This window comes from Thermoanaerobacterium sp. R66, from assembly GCF_028895185.1.
In the GTDB taxonomy this organism is placed as follows: Bacteria; Bacillota; Thermoanaerobacteria; order Thermoanaerobacterales; family Thermoanaerobacteraceae; genus Thermoanaerobacterium.
Window position 1 is genome coordinate 897121 of the sequence record NZ_JAEUWW010000001.1, and the last position, 18009, is coordinate 915129.

Annotated in this window: 24 protein-coding genes; 4 read left to right on the forward strand and 20 right to left on the reverse strand. The window is 35.0% G+C overall.

Annotation, left to right across the window (positions count from 1 at the left end):
- Positions 1 to 22: 22 nt before the first annotated feature.
- From JJQ93_RS04425 to JJQ93_RS04495, 15 genes are all read right to left on the reverse strand, one after another.
- The gene (locus tag JJQ93_RS04425) at positions 23 to 334 is read right to left on the reverse strand and encodes a phasin family protein (RefSeq protein WP_085112057.1); all 312 of its coding nucleotides are present in this window, start codon (positions 332 to 334) and stop codon (positions 23 to 25) included.
- A gap of 14 nt (positions 335 to 348) precedes the next feature.
- The gene (gene secF, locus JJQ93_RS04430; RefSeq protein ID WP_274892859.1) at positions 349 to 1287 is read right to left on the reverse strand and encodes a protein translocase subunit SecF; all 939 of its coding nucleotides are present in this window, start codon (positions 1285 to 1287) and stop codon (positions 349 to 351) included.
- A 13-nt stretch (positions 1288 to 1300) separates the two neighbouring features.
- A complete protein-coding gene (gene secD / locus JJQ93_RS04435; protein WP_274892860.1) occupies positions 1301 to 2536 on the reverse strand; it encodes a protein translocase subunit SecD in 1236 nt (411 codons plus the stop codon).
- Positions 2537 to 2618: 82 nt separating this feature from the next.
- A complete protein-coding gene (gene scfB, locus JJQ93_RS04440) occupies positions 2619 to 3998 on the reverse strand; it encodes a thioether cross-link-forming SCIFF peptide maturase (RefSeq protein ID WP_274892861.1) in 1380 nt (459 codons plus the stop codon).
- Between the two features lie 62 nt (positions 3999 to 4060).
- Complete coding sequence (scfA, locus tag JJQ93_RS04445) at positions 4061 to 4198, reverse strand: six-cysteine ranthipeptide SCIFF (RefSeq protein ID WP_013298036.1); 138 nt, start codon at positions 4196 to 4198, stop codon at positions 4061 to 4063.
- 54 nt (positions 4199 to 4252) lie between these two features.
- Positions 4253 to 4645, reverse strand: coding sequence for a TIGR04086 family membrane protein (locus JJQ93_RS04450; RefSeq protein WP_274892862.1), 393 nt, complete (start codon positions 4643 to 4645; stop codon positions 4253 to 4255).
- A gap of 98 nt (positions 4646 to 4743) precedes the next feature.
- Positions 4744 to 5028: a preprotein translocase subunit YajC gene (gene yajC / locus JJQ93_RS04455; protein WP_013788198.1), complete on the reverse strand. Its 285-nt coding sequence runs from the start codon at positions 5026 to 5028 to the stop codon at positions 4744 to 4746.
- Between the two features lies 1 nt (position 5029).
- Positions 5030 to 6154, reverse strand: a complete 1125-nt coding sequence (tgt, locus tag JJQ93_RS04460; RefSeq protein ID WP_274892864.1) for a tRNA guanosine(34) transglycosylase Tgt — start codon at positions 6152 to 6154, stop codon at positions 5030 to 5032.
- Positions 6155 to 6167: 13 nt separating this feature from the next.
- Positions 6168 to 7193, reverse strand: coding sequence for a tRNA preQ1(34) S-adenosylmethionine ribosyltransferase-isomerase QueA (queA, locus tag JJQ93_RS04465; RefSeq protein WP_274892865.1), 1026 nt, complete (start codon positions 7191 to 7193; stop codon positions 6168 to 6170).
- Positions 7194 to 7222: 29 nt separating this feature from the next.
- On the reverse strand, positions 7223 to 8806 hold the full coding sequence (locus tag JJQ93_RS04470) for a SpoIID/LytB domain-containing protein (RefSeq protein WP_274892866.1): 1584 nt from the start codon (positions 8804 to 8806) through the stop codon (positions 7223 to 7225).
- 19 nt (positions 8807 to 8825) lie between these two features.
- A complete protein-coding gene (locus JJQ93_RS04475) occupies positions 8826 to 9038 on the reverse strand; it encodes a DUF2905 domain-containing protein (RefSeq protein ID WP_274892867.1) in 213 nt (70 codons plus the stop codon).
- A 9-nt stretch (positions 9039 to 9047) separates the two neighbouring features.
- Positions 9048 to 10043, reverse strand: a complete 996-nt coding sequence (gene ruvB, locus JJQ93_RS04480) for a Holliday junction branch migration DNA helicase RuvB (RefSeq protein ID WP_085112066.1) — start codon at positions 10041 to 10043, stop codon at positions 9048 to 9050.
- Between the two features lie 9 nt (positions 10044 to 10052).
- Positions 10053 to 10613 carry a Holliday junction branch migration protein RuvA gene (gene ruvA, locus JJQ93_RS04485; protein WP_085112067.1) on the reverse strand — a complete coding sequence of 187 codons (561 nt, stop codon included), beginning with the start codon at positions 10611 to 10613 and terminating at the stop codon, positions 10053 to 10055.
- Positions 10610 to 11107, reverse strand: coding sequence for a crossover junction endodeoxyribonuclease RuvC (gene ruvC, locus JJQ93_RS04490; protein ID WP_085112068.1), 498 nt, complete (start codon positions 11105 to 11107; stop codon positions 10610 to 10612). The genes ruvA and ruvC overlap by 4 nt, the downstream gene beginning before the upstream one ends.
- A 76-nt stretch (positions 11108 to 11183) precedes the next feature.
- Positions 11184 to 11735: a hypothetical protein gene (locus JJQ93_RS04495; RefSeq protein ID WP_168170178.1), complete on the reverse strand. Its 552-nt coding sequence runs from the start codon at positions 11733 to 11735 to the stop codon at positions 11184 to 11186.
- A gap of 142 nt (positions 11736 to 11877) precedes the next feature.
- Between JJQ93_RS04495 and JJQ93_RS04500 the strand changes: the two genes are divergently transcribed.
- Positions 11878 to 12324: a chemotaxis protein CheW gene (locus tag JJQ93_RS04500; RefSeq protein WP_013788209.1), complete on the forward strand. Its 447-nt coding sequence runs from the start codon at positions 11878 to 11880 to the stop codon at positions 12322 to 12324.
- 9 nt (positions 12325 to 12333) lie between these two features.
- On the opposite strand, the gene JJQ93_RS04505 is transcribed toward JJQ93_RS04500, so the two are convergent.
- Positions 12334 to 13068 (reverse strand): YebC/PmpR family DNA-binding transcriptional regulator, encoded by a 735-nt coding sequence (locus JJQ93_RS04505; protein WP_085112070.1) that lies wholly within the window; start codon positions 13066 to 13068, stop codon positions 12334 to 12336.
- A gap of 504 nt (positions 13069 to 13572) precedes the next feature.
- On the opposite strand from JJQ93_RS04505, the gene JJQ93_RS04510 reads away from it, so the two are divergent.
- From JJQ93_RS04510 to JJQ93_RS04520, 3 genes are all read left to right on the forward strand, one after another.
- On the forward strand, positions 13573 to 14811 hold the full coding sequence (locus tag JJQ93_RS04510) for an IS110 family RNA-guided transposase (RefSeq protein WP_274894051.1): 1239 nt from the start codon (positions 13573 to 13575) through the stop codon (positions 14809 to 14811).
- A gap of 317 nt (positions 14812 to 15128) precedes the next feature.
- Positions 15129 to 15488 (forward strand): sulfite exporter TauE/SafE family protein, encoded by a 360-nt coding sequence (locus JJQ93_RS04515; RefSeq protein ID WP_085112071.1) that lies wholly within the window; start codon positions 15129 to 15131, stop codon positions 15486 to 15488.
- Positions 15489 to 15509: 21 nt separating this feature from the next.
- Positions 15510 to 15905, forward strand: coding sequence for a sulfite exporter TauE/SafE family protein (locus tag JJQ93_RS04520; RefSeq protein ID WP_274892868.1), 396 nt, complete (start codon positions 15510 to 15512; stop codon positions 15903 to 15905).
- 91 nt (positions 15906 to 15996) lie between these two features.
- Here JJQ93_RS04520 and JJQ93_RS04525 read toward each other — a convergent pair whose 3' ends face one another.
- The 4 genes from JJQ93_RS04525 to JJQ93_RS04540 all read right to left on the reverse strand — a co-directional run bounded on the left by JJQ93_RS04525 (position 15997) and on the right by JJQ93_RS04540 (position 17856).
- A complete protein-coding gene (locus JJQ93_RS04525) occupies positions 15997 to 16386 on the reverse strand; it encodes a CoA-binding protein (RefSeq protein WP_085112073.1) in 390 nt (129 codons plus the stop codon).
- Positions 16387 to 16404: 18 nt separating this feature from the next.
- The gene (locus tag JJQ93_RS04530) at positions 16405 to 16644 is read right to left on the reverse strand and encodes a hypothetical protein (protein ID WP_013788214.1); all 240 of its coding nucleotides are present in this window, start codon (positions 16642 to 16644) and stop codon (positions 16405 to 16407) included.
- Between the two features lie 69 nt (positions 16645 to 16713).
- Positions 16714 to 17361, reverse strand: a complete 648-nt coding sequence (locus JJQ93_RS04535; protein WP_013788215.1) for a YigZ family protein — start codon at positions 17359 to 17361, stop codon at positions 16714 to 16716.
- A gap of 66 nt (positions 17362 to 17427) precedes the next feature.
- A complete protein-coding gene (locus JJQ93_RS04540; RefSeq protein ID WP_085112075.1) occupies positions 17428 to 17856 on the reverse strand; it encodes an NUDIX hydrolase in 429 nt (142 codons plus the stop codon).
- Between the last annotated feature and the right edge of the window lie 153 nt (positions 17857 to 18009).

The window sequence follows — 18009 nt, forward strand, 5'->3', positions numbered from 1 at the left end:
ATTATGCCACTAATTAAGAAATTTACATATTCTGATTGTTCTGAATAAGCTGATCTAATTTGCTTTCCAGTTCAGCTATCCGCGCCAACAAAAGATTGTATTCTTCTCTCGTCACTAAATTTGCTTCCTTAGCCAATTGCTGAATATTCTCATAAGCCTTTTCTTTAATGACCTGCTTCTGTTTGTTTACAGAATTCAATGCACTATTTATGAAGTTGTTTTTATCTTCCGCAGTGAGTTCGCCCCGCTTTACAAGCTCTTGAGCGATCTCCTCTATCTTATCTTTTGTCAGTGAAACAGCACCAAGCCCTGCAAGAAACATCTCCTTAAGCATGTAATCACCTCCTATCATGCTTTTTGAGGTCTATTTCCTACCTTGTTTCCAACACTATTTTTTCCTTCTTTATCCTTAAATATAACCCAAAGTGGGCTTGCAATAAAAATTGAAGAATACGCACCACTTGTGATACCAATTAACAGCGGCAAAGCGAAGCTTTTTATGGATGAAGGGCCAAAGAAGTACATGAGGACAAGCATAATCAAAACTGTCATGACAGTATTTATCGACCGAGTCATCGTCTCATTTACGCTGACATTTGCTATCTCTTTATAACTTGCCTTTCTCATCAACTTAATATTATCTCTTATCCTATCGAATATGACAATCGTGTCATTTATAGAATAACCAAAAACCGTAAGTATAGCTGCTACAAAAGGTGTGTCTACAACAATTCTAAGCAACGCATAAGCTGAAATCATTATTAGAATATCATGTATCAGCGCTAAAACAGCAGCAGCACCCATCTCGAAATTAAACCTGAAGCCAATGTAAATAAGCATAAGAAGTGCAGCTACGGCAGATGCTAAAATCGTTCCAAACTGCATCTCTTTACCTATTGATGCGCTGACATTCTGTGATGACACAAGGTCTTTAACAGTGAGTTTGTACTTAGATTCTATAGCATTTATAACGGCAGTCCTCGTCTTATCGTCAAGACTTGGAGTCGTTATTGAAACATGTGTGTTATTGGGACCAATAGCTTTTACCTGTGAATCTTTAACGCCATTGCTTTTTAAAATACTTGTAATTTCATTATTCACAGCAATCGTCACAGGTTTATGCATATTGAATTCAACTACAGTACCGCCTGTAAAGTCAAGCCCCCAATTTAAGCCCATTGTAAACAAAGCAATAAGCCCTGCCAATATTATTATGCCGGATATAGTAAACCAAACTTTGGTTTTACCTATGACGTCAATATTCCACTTAATGTTATTCCATCTCATAGTTTTCGCCTCCTTATGCACCGTATACTCTGATATTCTTAGTGAATTCTGTTTCAACAATCGACTTAAGTAAGAACCTTGAAACAGTTATTGCAGTAAACATACTTGAGATAACACCGATTATAAGCGTCAATGCAAACCCTTTTACAGTTCCTGCACCCATGAAGAACAAGACAAATGCAGCAATAAGTGTTGTGATGTTTGAATCAAATACTGCCACAAATGCTTTTCTGAATCCGGCATCTAAGGAAGCTCTTATGGATTTTCCTGCTCTCATCTCTTCTTTCATTCTCTCAAAAATGATTATATTGGCGTCAACTGCCATACCTATTGACAAAAGCATACCAGCAATGCCAGGCAAGTCCAATGTAACATGCAACAATGCGTATACTATAAAGTTTATTACAATGTATATACCAAGAGCTATATCTGCTATTAATCCAGGCAGTCTATAGAAAGCTATCATAAACAATAAAACTATTAAAAGTCCATACATACCCGCTTCTTCACTGGCTTTTAATGCACTTGGTCCTAATGTAGCACCAACAGAGCTGTATTCAACTTGTTTTAGCGTCACCGGAAGTGCTCCACCTCTTATAAGGTTTGCCAAATTTTTTGCTTCGTTAAAATCTTTCATTCCATTTATAACCGCTTTGCCATCAGGAATCTGCTCTTGTACTACTGGCGCAGATATTGTCTTGTCGTCAAGAACTATTGCTATTTGCTTGCCTACAAACTTCGCTGTCGCATCTGCAAAAGCTTTCGCACCTTTACTGTTTAAATCAAGTGTAACAACTGGTTCCTGTACACCGGTCTGAGTCGTTTGATAAACTGCTTTTGAGTCTTTAACATCCGCACCTGTCAATATAACTTTGCCATCCGGCCCTATAAACTTAAGCTGTGCTGTCTGTCCTAAGTAAGAAATAACTTGATCAGGATCGTTAACACCCGGAATCTCTATCCTTATCCTATTGGATCCTTGTTGAACTATAAGCGGTTGTGATACGCCTAAAGCATCTACTCTGTTTCTTATTATAGAGATCGCCCTTGTCATAGCGTCCTGTGAAACATTCCCTTGTGCCTGTTCCAAGACGTAGACACCACCTCTTAAGTCAAGTCCCAGCCTTATACTGTCTTGAACTGGCTTAATCGAATAATTTCCGGCATTTACACCATAAAAAGCAACATACGCTACTATTATGGCAAGCACGATTACTGATAAAAATTTTGCCAATCCTCTCGATTTCATCATTATCCCCTTTCTTTTGTTCGCTACGTTTTATTATATTACTTTTATTGTAAACGGTCAATTATCAAATTACCATGGCTTACTATTTTTCGTAAATATCATTTTCTTTTAACATTTCATAAGCTTTGATTGCTATAGCACACTCAAATCTCTTTTTTTGCATCTCACAAGATAGTTCGTATGGTTTATTTATGTCCCCATTTATATTATAATTGTTGGCAAAGCATCCACCGCTACAGTAAAATCTTGCCCAACATTTACTGCATTCTTCTCTTTTATATATATCGCTTTCCATGAATTTCTCTTGTAGCTCTTTATTTTCAATTCCTGTGTCAACACTACCTAATTTAAAAGATTCATTCCCTACAAACTGATGACATGGGTATATTTCACCATCAGGAGTTACAGCCGCATATTCAAACCCGGCACCACAGCCCTGAAGCCTTTTTTTGATGCAAGGACCATTATCTAAACTTATTTTAAAATGATAGAATGAAAAAGGTCTGCCATCCTCAATTCTCTCTACATACTTTTCTGCAAGCTTGTCATATTCTTTTAAAATCTTTTCTAAATGTTCTTGCTTTAATGTGTAATCTGTATCTTCTTTTTCCACTACAGGTTCTACTGAGATTTCCTTTATTCCCATATCGGCTAAATGCAGTACATCTTTGGAAAAATCAAGATTTTTAGCCGTAAAGGTTCCTCTAACGTAATGCTCTTTATCGCCTCTTTTTAAAACAAAGTTTTTAATTTTAGGGAAAATCACATCGTATGAACCACTGCCATCAATCCTTTTTCTCATGGCATCATTTATCTCTTTTCTACCATCGAGGCTTAATACGACGTTAGAGAAATTCTCATTTATGTATGTGGCTTTCTCTTCATCTAATAATACACCATTCGTAGTTATAGTGTATTTAATAGTCTTTCCATATTTTTTTGCTTCTTCTCTTCCGTAATCAACCAATTTTTTTACAACATCAAAGTTTAAAAGCGGCTCTCCTCCAAAAAAATCCACTTCTACGATCTTCCTGTTTCCTGAATTTTTTATTAAAAAATCTATAGCTTTTTTGCCTACTTCGTACGGCATCAACTTCCTGCCGCCCTTAAAATCGCCAGTTGACGCAAAACAGTAACTACATCTTAAATTGCAATCATGTGCCACATTAAGGCAAATAGCTTTTATCACAGAATCTTTTCTGCTTACATCTATATCCTTGTACACATCTTCGGAATAAAGAAGACCTTTTTGACGGAGAGACTCTATTTCATCGTACGCTTCTTTAATATCCGATTCAGCGTATTTATCTTTTAATAGATCACATATCGTATCAAAGTCATTATCTAAATATAAATCCAACAATTCATAAGTTAAATCATCCACAACGTGTATTGCTCCGCTGACAGGATCTAATACGATATTCATTCCTAATTGTCTAAATTTATGTATTATGCTATGCATCTTAACCTCCTATACATTTTAAATGGCAGTAACATATCATTACTGCCACTTGCCTATGTAAATTAATTTTGGCACTCCTGATTTGCAACAGTGCACGAAGTCTTGCAAGCAGATTGACATGATGCCTGACATTCTCCACAACCAGGTTTTTTCAGGCTATCTTTCAATGATGTTCTGTTGATTGTTACAATATGTCTCATTTTCATACCTCCTCTTCCTTTTTGATTATAACATATAATTCACGACAATAAAAGCTATAGATTTATGCCTATCATGCCACCTATAGCACCTAAAACAATTCCCCAAATAAGCTTTAAAGCTATTCCAGCATTTATTCCAGCTTCTTTTACAAAATAAACTCCCAAAAACAGCATAAGGAGAACATAGAGAAGACCTGCCAAGCCACCGTTTAACCAACCTTTGCTTTTTGTATTGCGGGCAGCTATAGCACCAGATAAAACTATGCCAATTATTGTTATAAGCATTGTAAGCGTAGGAAGCGTCAATTCTGAAAGCGGTGTATATGTCAATACCAACGCATAAATTATAAAAAATAGAAGCGTAATTATATAGCTTATTAGCAATCCAACTATTATACCAGGTATATTTAATACCTTGTCGTTGTAATTTTGAGTTTTGCTTTTCATTAAAGCACCTCCCTTTTTTCATCAGTAAATTTTATGCTTGTAAAAAAGACAATATTACATCTTATTAAAGCAAAAAAAATGCGGTTTCCCGCATCTTTTTATTTGTTTTCGCTTTGTGAACTTAATACTTTTCCTACAGACCATTTGGCTATCTTTAATTTGACTTTATCGGCGCCTACTTCAATCGTAATCGCATCGTCTTTTATGTTTAATATCTTGCCATAGATACCGCTTTTTGTAAGAATCTCGTCACCAGGTTTTAATGCATCAATCATAGCTTTCTCTTTCTTTTCCCTTCTCTGCTGTGGCAATATCAATAAAAAGTAAAAAATTGCCATAAAAATTACAATTTCGCCAATTAAATAAATCGTTTGAGCGTTCATTTTATTCCTCCTTGTACCCGTATTTTTTATAAAATTGTGATTTAAATTCAAGCAGCTTGTCTTGCTTAATTGCCTCTCTAATGCCTTCCATAAGTCTTGTCAAAAATCTTAAATTATGTATTGTTGCAAGCCTTGCTGCTAAAATTTCATTAGCTTTAAAAAGATGCCTTATGTATGCCCTTGAAAAGTTTTTACATGTATAGCAATCACATTCGGCATCTAATGGAATAAACTCTTCAGCATGTGGAGCATCTCTTACTATAAGCCTACCTGTGCTGGTTAGAACTGTTCCATTTCTCGCTATACGTGTAGGCAAAACACAATCAAACATATCGACTCCTCTTATTACCCCTTCTATCAAATCGTCTGGACTTCCAACCCCCATCAGATATCGAGGTTTGTCTTGAGGAAGAAAATCTGTCGTTAGATCTACTACATGATACATCAATTGTTTTTCTTCGCCAACGCTTAATCCACCTATAGAATATCCCGGAAAATCCATATCAACTAATCTATTAGCACATTCTTTTCTCAAGTCATCGTAAGTACCACCTTGCACAATCCCAAAAAGCGCTTGCTTGTCCGTATTTTGATGTGCCTCTTTCCCTCTTTTAGCCCATCTTAGTGTCAGCTCCATAGAATTTTTTACATAGCCATAATCAGCGGGATATGGCGCACACTCGTCAAAAGACATTATAATGTCTGCACCTAATGCATTTTCTATCTCTATCACTTTTTCTGGCGTCAAAAAATGCCTTGAACCGTCTATATGTGAACGAAATTCGACTCCTTCTTCCGTGATTTTCCTAAGTGGTCCTAAGCTAAACACTTGAAATCCACCGCTGTCAGTCAGTATAGCTCTATCCCAATTCATAAACTTATGCAATCCGCCAGCTTTTTTAATAAGCTCATGACCCGGCCTTAAATATAAATGATATGTATTGCTCAATATTATATTAGCCCCAATTTCTTTAAGTTCCTCAGGAGTCATGGCCTTCACAGTTGCTTGAGTGCCAACTGGCATAAAAACAGGCGTCTCAATATCCCCATGTGGAGTGTGAAGCACTCCCAGTCTTGCTTTTGTATTTTTTTCTCTTTTTAATAAGTCGTATTTTATAGCCGTCATCGTTTCCTCCTAATCAAATAATCAGCATAGCATCGCCAAAACTATAAAACCTATATTTATTTTCTATGGCAGTCTTGTAGGCATTCATGACATTCTCCTTTCCAGCAAATGCAGAGATCATCATGATAAGCGTTGATTCAGGCAAATGAAAATTTGTTATTATGCCATCTATTGCTTTATACTTATATCCAGGATAAATAAAAATGTCAGTCCACCCACTGCCAGCATGAATAATTCCATCATCGTCGGCAACAGTCTCTAAAGTTCGAGTAGATGTAGTGCCGACTGATATTATCCTGCCACCTGCCTTTCTGGCAGCATTAATCGCATCCGCTGCATCTTCATTTACAATATAAAATTCAGAGTGCATCTTATGGTTCTCAATTACTTCCTCTTTGACAGGTCTAAATGTGCCCAGTCCTACATGAAGCGTTATGAAAACCGTCTTAACTCCAAATTCTCTTATCTTATCTAAAAGCTCATTTGTAAAGTGAAGGCCAGCAGTAGGAGCTGCAGCAGAACCTTCATGTTTTGCATACACTGTCTGATACATGTTTTTATCTTTCAATTTTTTCTTTATGTATGGTGGTACAGGCATCTCGCCAAGTTTATCAAGCACTTCCTCAAAAACACCTTCATAGCTAAATCTCACAATTCTCCCGCCAGCATCTGTATCTGATAGTATTAAAGCTTTCAGTTCTCCATTGCCAAAAATAAACTTAGAACCTATTTTGGCTCTTCGCCCTGGTTTTACTAATATTTCCCATTCATCAATTCCAAGTCTTTTTAAAAGAACAAATTCTATTTTTCCCCCAGTGTCCTCTCTAACGCCGTATAATCTTGCCGGTATGACCTTTGTATCATTTAAAACAAGAACATCATTCGGTTTTAAATAGGTTAATATATTTTTAAAAATATCATGCTTTATTTCACCTGTAGCTTTATTTAAAACCATCAATCTTGATTCATCGCGATTTTGAAGAGGTTCTTGTGCAATAAGCTCTTCAGGTAAATCATAGTAAAATTCGTGCAAATTCATAATAATGCCTCCAAATTTCTGCGTAAATTTTATAAAGCCTTATTGTTTATTGTATCATAAACATCGATTCCTTTATAGTAGTATTTTAATATGTCTATATAATTATACCCATGATCTGCCATTCCACGAGCTCCATATTGGCTCAGCCCAACGCCATGTCCGTATCCACTGCCATTTATAGTAAATATAGTAGACAATCCATTTTGGCTGGTAATTTTAACCGTTTTGCTTTGTCCTAAAATGTACAAATCGTTGTTGCCAACAATCTTTTGCCCACTTGCAGACATGACTGTTAAGCCAGACAATGATTTACTTACAACGCCCTGTTGTGACTGAATATAAACAGTATTGCTATTTGAAGCACTGCCATTCCCACTTATTGTTATCATATTGCTTTTAAGTCCAAAAAAATTTCTTATATCATTTTTATTTAAAACATAATTACCTTTATCTCCATAAATCGTTACCTGTATAGCCCTACCAGTCCAACTCTTGCTGGTAACTTGAATATTTGTGATATTGCCTATATCAATGCCACTGTCTTTTAATTTCTGTGCAACAGAATCAGCGGTAATACTCACAGTCCAATTGTCAAGGGCTTCATTGTACCCGAAGACATACTTATCTTCAACGCCTCTTAAGTAGGGAACGCTATTTGTATAGACATTTTCACTATCTTCTGTATAACCGCCACTATGTGAATGGAATATGGCTTCTATAGGCTGACCATTGTATATTGCTATTACTCCTTTTGTATCATCAACAGCCTTATTTGTATTTGGATTTTCTCCATCGTACCCGTTGTATGCTTGGCAGCTTACATCATCTGTTAAATCAAATCCATATTTGCTGTATTTCCCAATATTGTACACCGCATAAGTTCTTGCCGCTACAGCCTGTGCTTTTAAAGCTTCTATATTCCATGAGGCAGGCATTTCTGCAGGAACAACGCCATACAAATACTCCTCCAGTGGCAAAACGTTTATCGCAGTCATGTCGCTATTTTGTTGCCTTATGAATTCAAAGTACCCTCTGTATCTTTTCCCATTAATAGATACTGGTCCATCTCCAGATGTATCCATAAGGTAAAACTGATTACTTGCTGTATATAGAAATACAGATTTTCCATTTTGAACTATTAATATATGATTGTTTGGAGATACCAACTTAACATCCGAAAATTTAGATTTAAGGCTATTCATTGCTGAGTTTGCATCAGACTGGCTTGAATACGGTCCAATGTAAATATGATAATTGCCATCATATCCCACAACTGAATTTGAAACGTCAGAACTTAATTTTGTTTGTTGTCCGTCCGCCGTCGCTTGATCAGGAAAATTGCCTTCTTGCAAGTAAAAGTTGTCATCTTTTATTACCTGAACATTGTTATATGAAATATTGTATATTGCTTTTACATTGCCAGTACCATCGTCTACGCCTACTTTGAATCCGCTTGAAGAAACTATTGAATAAGACTGCAACGAATTAGAAGCATAAAAAAGCCCTATTTTTATCAAAGACGGCATATTTACACTGGCGTTTACATAGCTTACAGTACTCATCAAAACAAGTGTAAAAAGTAAGAAAAATGAAATAAACTTTTTAAACCTCACAATCATGACCCCTTTACGTTTATTTTCTAAAAAGCCATAGTAGCAAAGTCAAAACAACGCTTAAAATTATTGACGACATCAATGGAAAGTAAAAAGTAAAATTGCCTTTCTTAAAAACAATATCACCAGGCAAATGTCCAATTCCGAACTTTCCACCAAAAAATAATATTACACCAACTATTGTAAGCACTATGCCTATGCCCATCAACACTTTTCCAAATTCTTGAAACATATTGATCCCTCACTCAGGTAAGCTGTAATTGAGATACTCATAAGCCAATTTTGTCGCTATCCTACCCCTTGGAGTCCTGTTTAAAAATCCAATCTGCATCAAATATGGTTCATAAACATCTTCAATAGTATCGCTTTCTTCACCAATTGAAGCTGCAATAGTGTCAATGCCGACAGGCCCTCCAGAAAATTTCTCGATGATAGATTTTAACATTTTTCTATCTATATACTCAAGTCCCATATCATCTACGCCCAACATATCAAGGGCATCTTTTGCTATATGAAAATCAATAAAGCCATTGCCCTTCACTTGAGCAAAATCTCTCACTCTCTTTAAAAGCCTATTGGCTATCCTTGGCGTTCCCCTGGAACGGCGACCCAGCTCATAAGCAGCCTCATCGTTGATACCTATATTCAATATGGCTGATGACCTTTTTATGATCTCACTTAATTCCTCAACAGAATAAAACTCCAACCTCATGATTACACCAAATCTGTCCCTTAGAGGAGAAGTCATCAGTCCAGCCCTTGTCGTCGCTCCTATAAGAGTAAAATGTGGCAAATCGAGCCGCAGCGATCTTGCACTTGGTCCTTTTCCAATTATTATATCTAATTCAAAATCTTCCATAGCTGGATATAAAATTTCTTCCACACTTCTATTAAGCCTGTGTATTTCATCAATAAAAAGAATATCATTTTCTTGTAGGTTAGTAAGTATCGCTGCTAAATCTCCTGCTCTTTCTATGGCTGGTCCCGAAGTTATTCTAATGCCAACACCCATCTCATTTGATATAATGTTGGCAAGTGTAGTTTTGCCAAGACCAGGTGGTCCAAAAAGCAGTACATGGTCTAATGGTTCACTTCTCATCTTAGCTGCCTCTATGTAAATTTTTAGTTCCTCTTTAATCTTCATCTGTCCTATGTATTCAGACAATCTTTTTGGCCGTAAAGAATACTCGGAGGCGTCTTCCGGCGTAAAATTCTGCGTTAAAATCCTCTCCTCCATTTTATCACCTTATTTCATAAGCTTTTTCAATGCCTCTTTTAAAGCAGACTCTAAATTTGAACAGTCCACTCCTTCTAATGCTTTTATAGACTCTTGTTTTGTATATCCAAGTGATAACAGCGCATCAACCACATCATTTGACAAATCATCAAGTTTTACATCATGAGCAAATGTTAACTTGTCTTTAAGCTCCAATATAATCCGCTGTGCAGTTTTTTTGCCAATGCCTGGTGACTTTTCTATAGCCTTTGAATCGCTGTTTCTTATGGCATCATAAAAACTTTCAATGGAAATTGTCGACAATATTGAAACTGCTGCTTTAGGTCCAACGCCATTTACAGCTATCAATTTTTTAAAAATCTCCACTTCATTTGTCGTCAAAAATCCATAAAGTTGAAATCCATCCTCTTTAACATGCATGTATGTATAAAGCTTAATTATCTCACTTGTATTTGTCAACTGACTTAAAGTGCTCCTTGGCACTATTATTTTAAAACCTATGCCAAGCGTTTCAATAACAACGTAGTCAATGCCTTTTTCAACAATATGACCCTTTATGTAATCTATCATTTTAATGACCCCAATTTCGCATTCAAAATATTGCTGTTGCTGTGGCAAAGTGCAACTGCCAGCGCGTCGGCAACATCATCTGGTTTTGGTATCTCATCTAACCTTAAGATTGCCTTTACCATATTCTGAACTTGCTTTTTTTCAGCTCTCCCGTAACCTACTACAGATTGTTTTACTTGCAATGGAGTATATTCAAACACTTGTATTCCACAATTTACTGCAGCTAAAATAGCCACGCCTCTTGCTTCACCTATAGTTATGACAGTTTTAGCATTCTTGTTAAAAAAAAGCTCTTCAATGGCCATCACATCAGGCCTATACTTTTCAATCAGAGACTTTATACCATCGTACACATCTTTAAGCCTCAAACTTTTTTCAGCTCCAACTGGCGTTGTAATAGCCCCGTACTCCAAAACCTTAAATTTTCCGCCATTGTCATCAATTATTCCATAGCCCATAATTGCAATTCCAGGATCAATACCAATAATTCTCATCAAATTCCTCCTCGTATACTATTTTAACATCTACATCGTACATAGACAAGAAAAAACTCCCTAAAATATCGGGAGTTTAGCTGCTTAAATTTGCAAGTATTGAGTACGCTTCATCCGCATCTTTCACAACAATGTTGTTTAAAATCCTCTCTTTATCGTTTGGATTTAAATTATTTACCAAAATGTCCGTCTTTTCCACAAGGGTTTTCCCACCATTTCCATCTGATTTATATAATGACACATACCCATTCAAGCTGGAAATTATGTAATAACCTGGTGGAAAACCATCTTCTTCTTTGTAAAGTATCACTTCTTCACTGTCAAATTTTTTAATACTCCATCCATTATAAATTTTCGCAATTTCGTCTTTGCTTTTGCCAGCAATCGAAACACCTATTTTCTGTTCTTCCTTTATTATATCTCCATTTCCTTTATATAACGTCTCGAAAATCAATTTTCCATTTGGGCTGACACTGCTATTTGTAAGAATGCTATTGACTTTTGTATTGGTATATTGCGGCATTTTTGAAGAATGATTGTAATATCTTATATAATACAAGTATCCTGCTAAAAAAATTGCAACAAAAATCAATACAATAGGTATGATTTTCCTTATAAAATATTTCATACAATAATTACCTACCTTCACCATTACAATTTAACTTTTTTGTAATTATACCCAATAAAAAATTTTTTATACTAAAATTTTTTGAAGGATTTTGTAAAATTATATCGAATATTATCATTTGAAAGGAGTTGATTAATATAATATGCTAAATCAAATTGTTATATTCAAATTAAACGACGAGGAATTTTGCGTAGATATAATGGATGTATTAGAGATAATCCGTATGCAGTCAATAACAAAAGTACCTGATGTGCCAAGCTTTGTAGAAGGCATTATCAATCTAAGGGGCACAGTAATACCAATCATAGATCTTAAGAAAAGACTAAACATGAAACTTACAGAATACGACGATGACACAAGAATAATAATCATTAAGATCAATGAAAAATCTGTTGGATTTATCGTTGACTCTGTGACAGAAGTATTGCACGTAGAGCCTGAATCTATAAAAGAAGCACCAGATATCATAGCAGGAATAGGAAAAGAATACATAGAATCAGTAGTAAGCTATGACGAACGCCTGATTATAAACTTAAATTTAGAAAAAATACTGACAGAAAAAGAAAAAAAGGAGATAGAAGAAATGTAATCATTTCTTCTACTCCTCATCATCTGGCATATCGACGTTATGATATACTTCTTGCACATCATCATTTTCTTCCAACTTTTCTATGAATTTTTCAAATTTTTCATAATCGCTATCAGAAAGTTTTACCCTGTTTTGCGGAATCATCGTTATTTCAGCGGAAGACACGACATATCCAGCCTTATTTATTGCATCTTTAACAGCTTGAAAGTTAGAAGGATCCGTCAAAATCTCATATTCATCGCCATCAGATGAAAAATCGTCAGCTCCTGCATCTATTGCAACCATTGCCAATTCATCTTCATCGATATTATCACTCTTTTCCACCGTTATAATGCCTTTTTTGTCAAACATCCAAGCGACGCATCCAGTTGAACCTAAGCTTCCACCGCTTCTATCAAATATATGCCTTATATCTCCAGCAGTCCTATTCTTGTTATCTGTCAAAGCCTCTACTATTATTGCAGAACCTGCAGGTCCATATCCTTCATAAACGACTTCCTCCAGATTACCACCGCTTAACTCTCCAGTGCCTTTCTTTATAGCCCTCTGTATGTTCTCGTTTGGAAGATTATTAGCTTTCGCTTTTTCTATAGCATCCCTTAATTTGCTGTTAGTCTCAGGATCACCGCCTTCTTTCGCCGCCATTATTATGTCTTTTGTAAGTTTTGTAAATATTTTCCCTTTCTGCGCATCCATCTTTTCTTTTTTGTGCTTTATATTAGCCCATTTTGAATGTCCAGACATAAAAATAAACCTCCTCGTATAATTATTTTTGTAGACAATAAATTTGTCTCACTTCTTAAAATTTAATAAAACACATTGATAATTGGAAATTACCTCTTTTTAAAATCATCATTTAGAAATCACATCTATTGCCATGTATCTAAAATATCAAATTAAGTACATGGCACATGCCGCCACATCTTTTATTTTACGGCCTTTATGTTTACTTTTGAGATAACTTGTAGCATTATTATACTGTAAAGTTAATATGGGACAGGCTTTTGTCCTCCATGCGGTTTTTCCGCTCTTTAAAGTATGGTCCCTACACCAGATTTGCCTTTTCTCACGCGAAATCTGCTTTGTCGTATATAAACCCCTGGCAGCAGAGGACTCAGGTTTATATACTAATAGCTAATTGCGAGGTTGCTACATAATCTGGTCGCTAGGTTATCTCAAATTAACTTTCAATTTACACCATTACCTTTGAAAGGAGGTGCTATAGCTTTGAATAAACTTTTCGTAGGCATGGATATAAGCTTGGATGATGTCAAGGTTCATATTCTCGACCAAGACGGTAACGATGCTTGCCCTCGTTTTTCTGTAGATAATAATCCTTCTGGTTGCGATATTTTAGTGTCTCATATCTTGGATTGTTGTAATAAATACAACATTCAGAAGGTTTTTATTGGCCTAGAATCTACTTCAGTCTATGGTTGGCATATTCAGTATTATTTAGCTGACCATGCTTCTTTGAAGCCTTTTAATCCTTCTGTAACTACTTTTAATGCTAATACTGTCAAGGCTTTTAAAAAGTCTCTTGGCGATTTGCCTAAGAACGACTGGGTTGATGCTTTTGTTATTGCTGAAAAATTAAGGTTTGGAAGGCTTCCTAAATCTTGTCCTGTAGATTTTAGATACCTTGCTCTCCAAAGGCTTACCCGCCATCGCTTTCACATTGTTGATAGTATTGTCAGGGAGAAAAATTATTTCCTAAGTAATCTGTTTCTTAAATTTAGTGGCTTATGTCAGATTAAAGTTTTTAGCAATAATTTTGGTACGGCTGCTACTGAAATATTTAATGAGTTTTTAACTCTTGATGATATTGCGGCTCGACCGCTTGAAGATCTTATTGCCTTTTTAGTTGATAAAGGCAGAGACCATTTTAATGACCCTAATACTACGGCTAAATTACTCCAAGATGCTGTACGCAAATCTTATAGAATCAACGCTAATGTAAATGATTCTTTGAATTTTGTTATCAAGTCGTGTCTTGATAATATACAGTATCTTGAAAAGCAGAAGAAAGCTTCTGAAAAGACCATTGCCAATGAAGTCAAAGGATTTAAGAATCAATTTCTTTGTCTTACTTCAGTAAATGGCATTGGTCCAACTATAGCAGCTGGCCTAATATCTGAGATAGGCGGAATATCAAGGTTTGATAATGATAATGCCCTTGCAAAGTTTTCCGGCATATATTGGTCAGAATACCAGTCTGCGGATTTTAAAGCGGAGGACACATATTTAAAACGCACTGGTAATGAGTATCTCAGATATTACTTTATTCAAGCAGCCGACCAACTTAGGAAATATTGTCCTGAGTTTTCACAATACTATGCTCGCAAATTTAATGAAGGTAAAACTCATAAACACAAACGTGCTTTAGTTTTAACGGCACGCAAAGCTGTAAGGTTAGTCTTTGCTCTGCTGCGCGAAGAAAAACTTTATAAACCACCAGCAATGAAAGGAGATGATTGTAAATACTAACATAATATCTCATTCCCACAATTAACATATATTTCCATTGCTGTTTTTAGTAATGGTTAGCTTTGCTATGCTCTTTTTTAGCTGTTTTTTTAAAAAAATTTTTTAATTTTTTTCAATCACCCCTTGACATATTACCGAAATACTTTACTTTGTGCCAAAATTATTTTATCAAAAAAAGCCTCATAAGTAAATTTAAAATCGCATCAAAAAATCAGTCATATCATTAAGACTAACACATAAAAATTTTAAACCTATACATATCTTATGTCAATTATGCAAGAATAATATAATAAAAAGTTTAAGGTGATATTGATGAAATGAAAAGATATGTAAAATTAATACTCATTGGCTTTATGACTGGAGTTTTAAATGGACTATTTGGAGCTGGCGGTGGAACTATCATCGTACCTTTTATGGTTTTTTTGCTTGGAATCGAAGACCATAAAGCACATGCGACAGCGATATCAATAATTCTTCCACTGACGATTTTTAGCTCTATCATATACATTAAAAGCGGCATATTCAACTTGCCGATAACTTTAAATGTTACACTGGGCAGTGTAGTAGGCGGTCTTTTAGGTGCATCTATCTTAAATAAAGTACCTATAAAGTATTTGCGAAAAATATTTGGAATAATAATGATTGCTGCGTCTATAAGGATTTTATTGACTAAATAAATTCGAAAGGGATACAATGCAATGAAATTATTTATAATAGGTTTTTTATCTGGTATCGTTGGAGGTATGGGTATTGGCGGTGGAACAATTTTAATCCCAAGTTTGACGATTTTTGCAAATATTGAGCAACACATGGCTCAAAGTGTAAATTTGTTATCATTCATTCCGACAGCCACCATCGCACTCCTATATCATTTAAAGCAAAAAAATGTAGTTTTAAATATTATTTTAAATATAATATTAAGCGGTTTAGTAGGAAGTCTTATCGGCTCATATATATCAATTTACATCAATTCATACATGTTAAAAAGGCTATTTGCGGTATTCCTATTTATCATGGGAATTTACGAAATAATATCAAAGCAAAAGATAGGTGAAAAACAAAATGAAAAAGCGCAAAATAAAAAAATCAAGTAAAAAATTTAAAATAAATAGATCTAAACTGGAAGTATGCGAAAACTATTATGTTACAAATGACATCAATTGGGATGGCAGAGGCGAAACTTGATTATTTTCGCCTATCTGTCTCCATCATTACACACGTATTGTAAACAACATTAAGTCCTAAATTGTTAGCTTTTTCAATCAGTTCATCGCTTTCAGCTCCCGGCTGAAACCAAATAATATCCACACCGAGTTTTGCCGCTTCTTCAACAAAAGCATCACCTATTTTAGGTGATACAACCATATCAACAACCTCAGGAACAACTGGCAGCTTTGATAATGATTCGTAGCACTTATCACCATCAACACTTTCATAATTAGGGTTAACAGGATAAACAGTATAACCTTCCAACTTTAAATTTTTGTATATCTTGTACCCAAACTTATTTTTTCTATCTGTAGCACCTACAACAGCCCATACCTTTCTCTTTAGAGCTTCTTCAACATAATCCATTTTATCACACCTTTCAAATTATCTTATCATTAGATACTTATTTGTCCTCTCTTGGCATTTTCCGTTTATATATGACATTTCATCAATAGGTTTAACAAGTAAAACAGATGTATGGGAATGTTTTCTTTTGGCTCTCGGCATTCTATTGCCGCTTTCAAAAGCGTCTATTATATTTTTAGCTTTAAAGTACCTTGTAACAGTTATTTCTTTTGAATTGCCTAAATGACCACATGAAATCAAGACTTTGTAATAATTCATTTAATGCACCCCCAGAATATGTGGCAATTCAAATTGATTTTATTAAATTCTATACAAGGTACAAAATGATTATTCTAAATATTTATCACCCGTTTTATAGAGATATAAATCATTTCCTTCTTTAATGATAGATTTTGCGTTTGTCAAATTTATAATATGCTTTATAAAGTCATCTCTTTCGTCATATTTAACGTACACAGTCAATATAACCTTGTCAGTGTATTCGATATTTTTAATTATATAATTATTTTTCAACAACTCGTTTTGTACTGTGCCAAATATAGTGTAATCTACAGTTATGTACAAACTTTTAAACAGGATCTTTTCAACGATAGTTGCAGCCTCAAGCCCTAACTTTGCGCTCTTGACATAAGCCCTTATTAAGCCACCAGCACCAAGCAGTATACCTCCAAAATACCTTGTCACAACAACAGCTACATTTTTTAATCCTTCATTCTTTATAACATTTAAAACAGGTACGCCGGCTGTGCCAGAAGGCTCCCCATCATCGCTATATCTCTGTACCTCATCCCTTTCTCCTAAAATATAAGCATACACATTGTGAGTAGCATCCCTATGAGCACTTTTTATACTATTTACAAACTCGATTGCTTCATCTTCGTTTTGTACAGGTTTTGCGTGTCCTATAAACCGCGATCGCTTTATTTCTACTTCTTTACATCCATATTTATATATCGTTTTATAAGTATAGAGCAAACTACCACCTCGTAATAAATTATACCAAACTTTTGCATAAAAATAAAAGCCATAAGGCTTTTATTTTTATGCAATAACCTTGTTTAAAGATTTGTACTTGTAATAAGAAACGTTTACTAAAGCCCTGTCCTGACTATAAGTTATAAGTTCCAAAGCCTTCTCAATTGGGTAAAAGCCGCCGTCTGAAAAGCCATCTTCACTGCTAATATTGAATTCTCGATCATCTGTAGACATTAAATACCATGTGATTTTATTGTAGACAGGACGTTGACGTGTAACAGAATAGAATTCGTAACTAGTTTCACCAGCAGTAGACAGGACATTCAAAGATTTTAAGCCGGTTTCAGCCCGTACTCTCCTTAATGCTGCATCAACAGACAGTTCATTGTTTCTAATTGCGCCTTTAGGCAATACCCACTCATTTTTTTCATTCTTTAGGAGAAATACCTCATCTCCCCTAAATACAACTCCACCAGAGCATTCTCTTATTAACATATATAAGCCCCCTAAGCTTTTTATATTTATTGTGATTTAATCACAATATTTGCTTATTATATAATATTCTTTATAAACTCTTAAATTCCTTCTAAAATTTTATTTTTAATTTTATTTTATTATTTCCACAATAAAAGAAAATTATGTATAAAT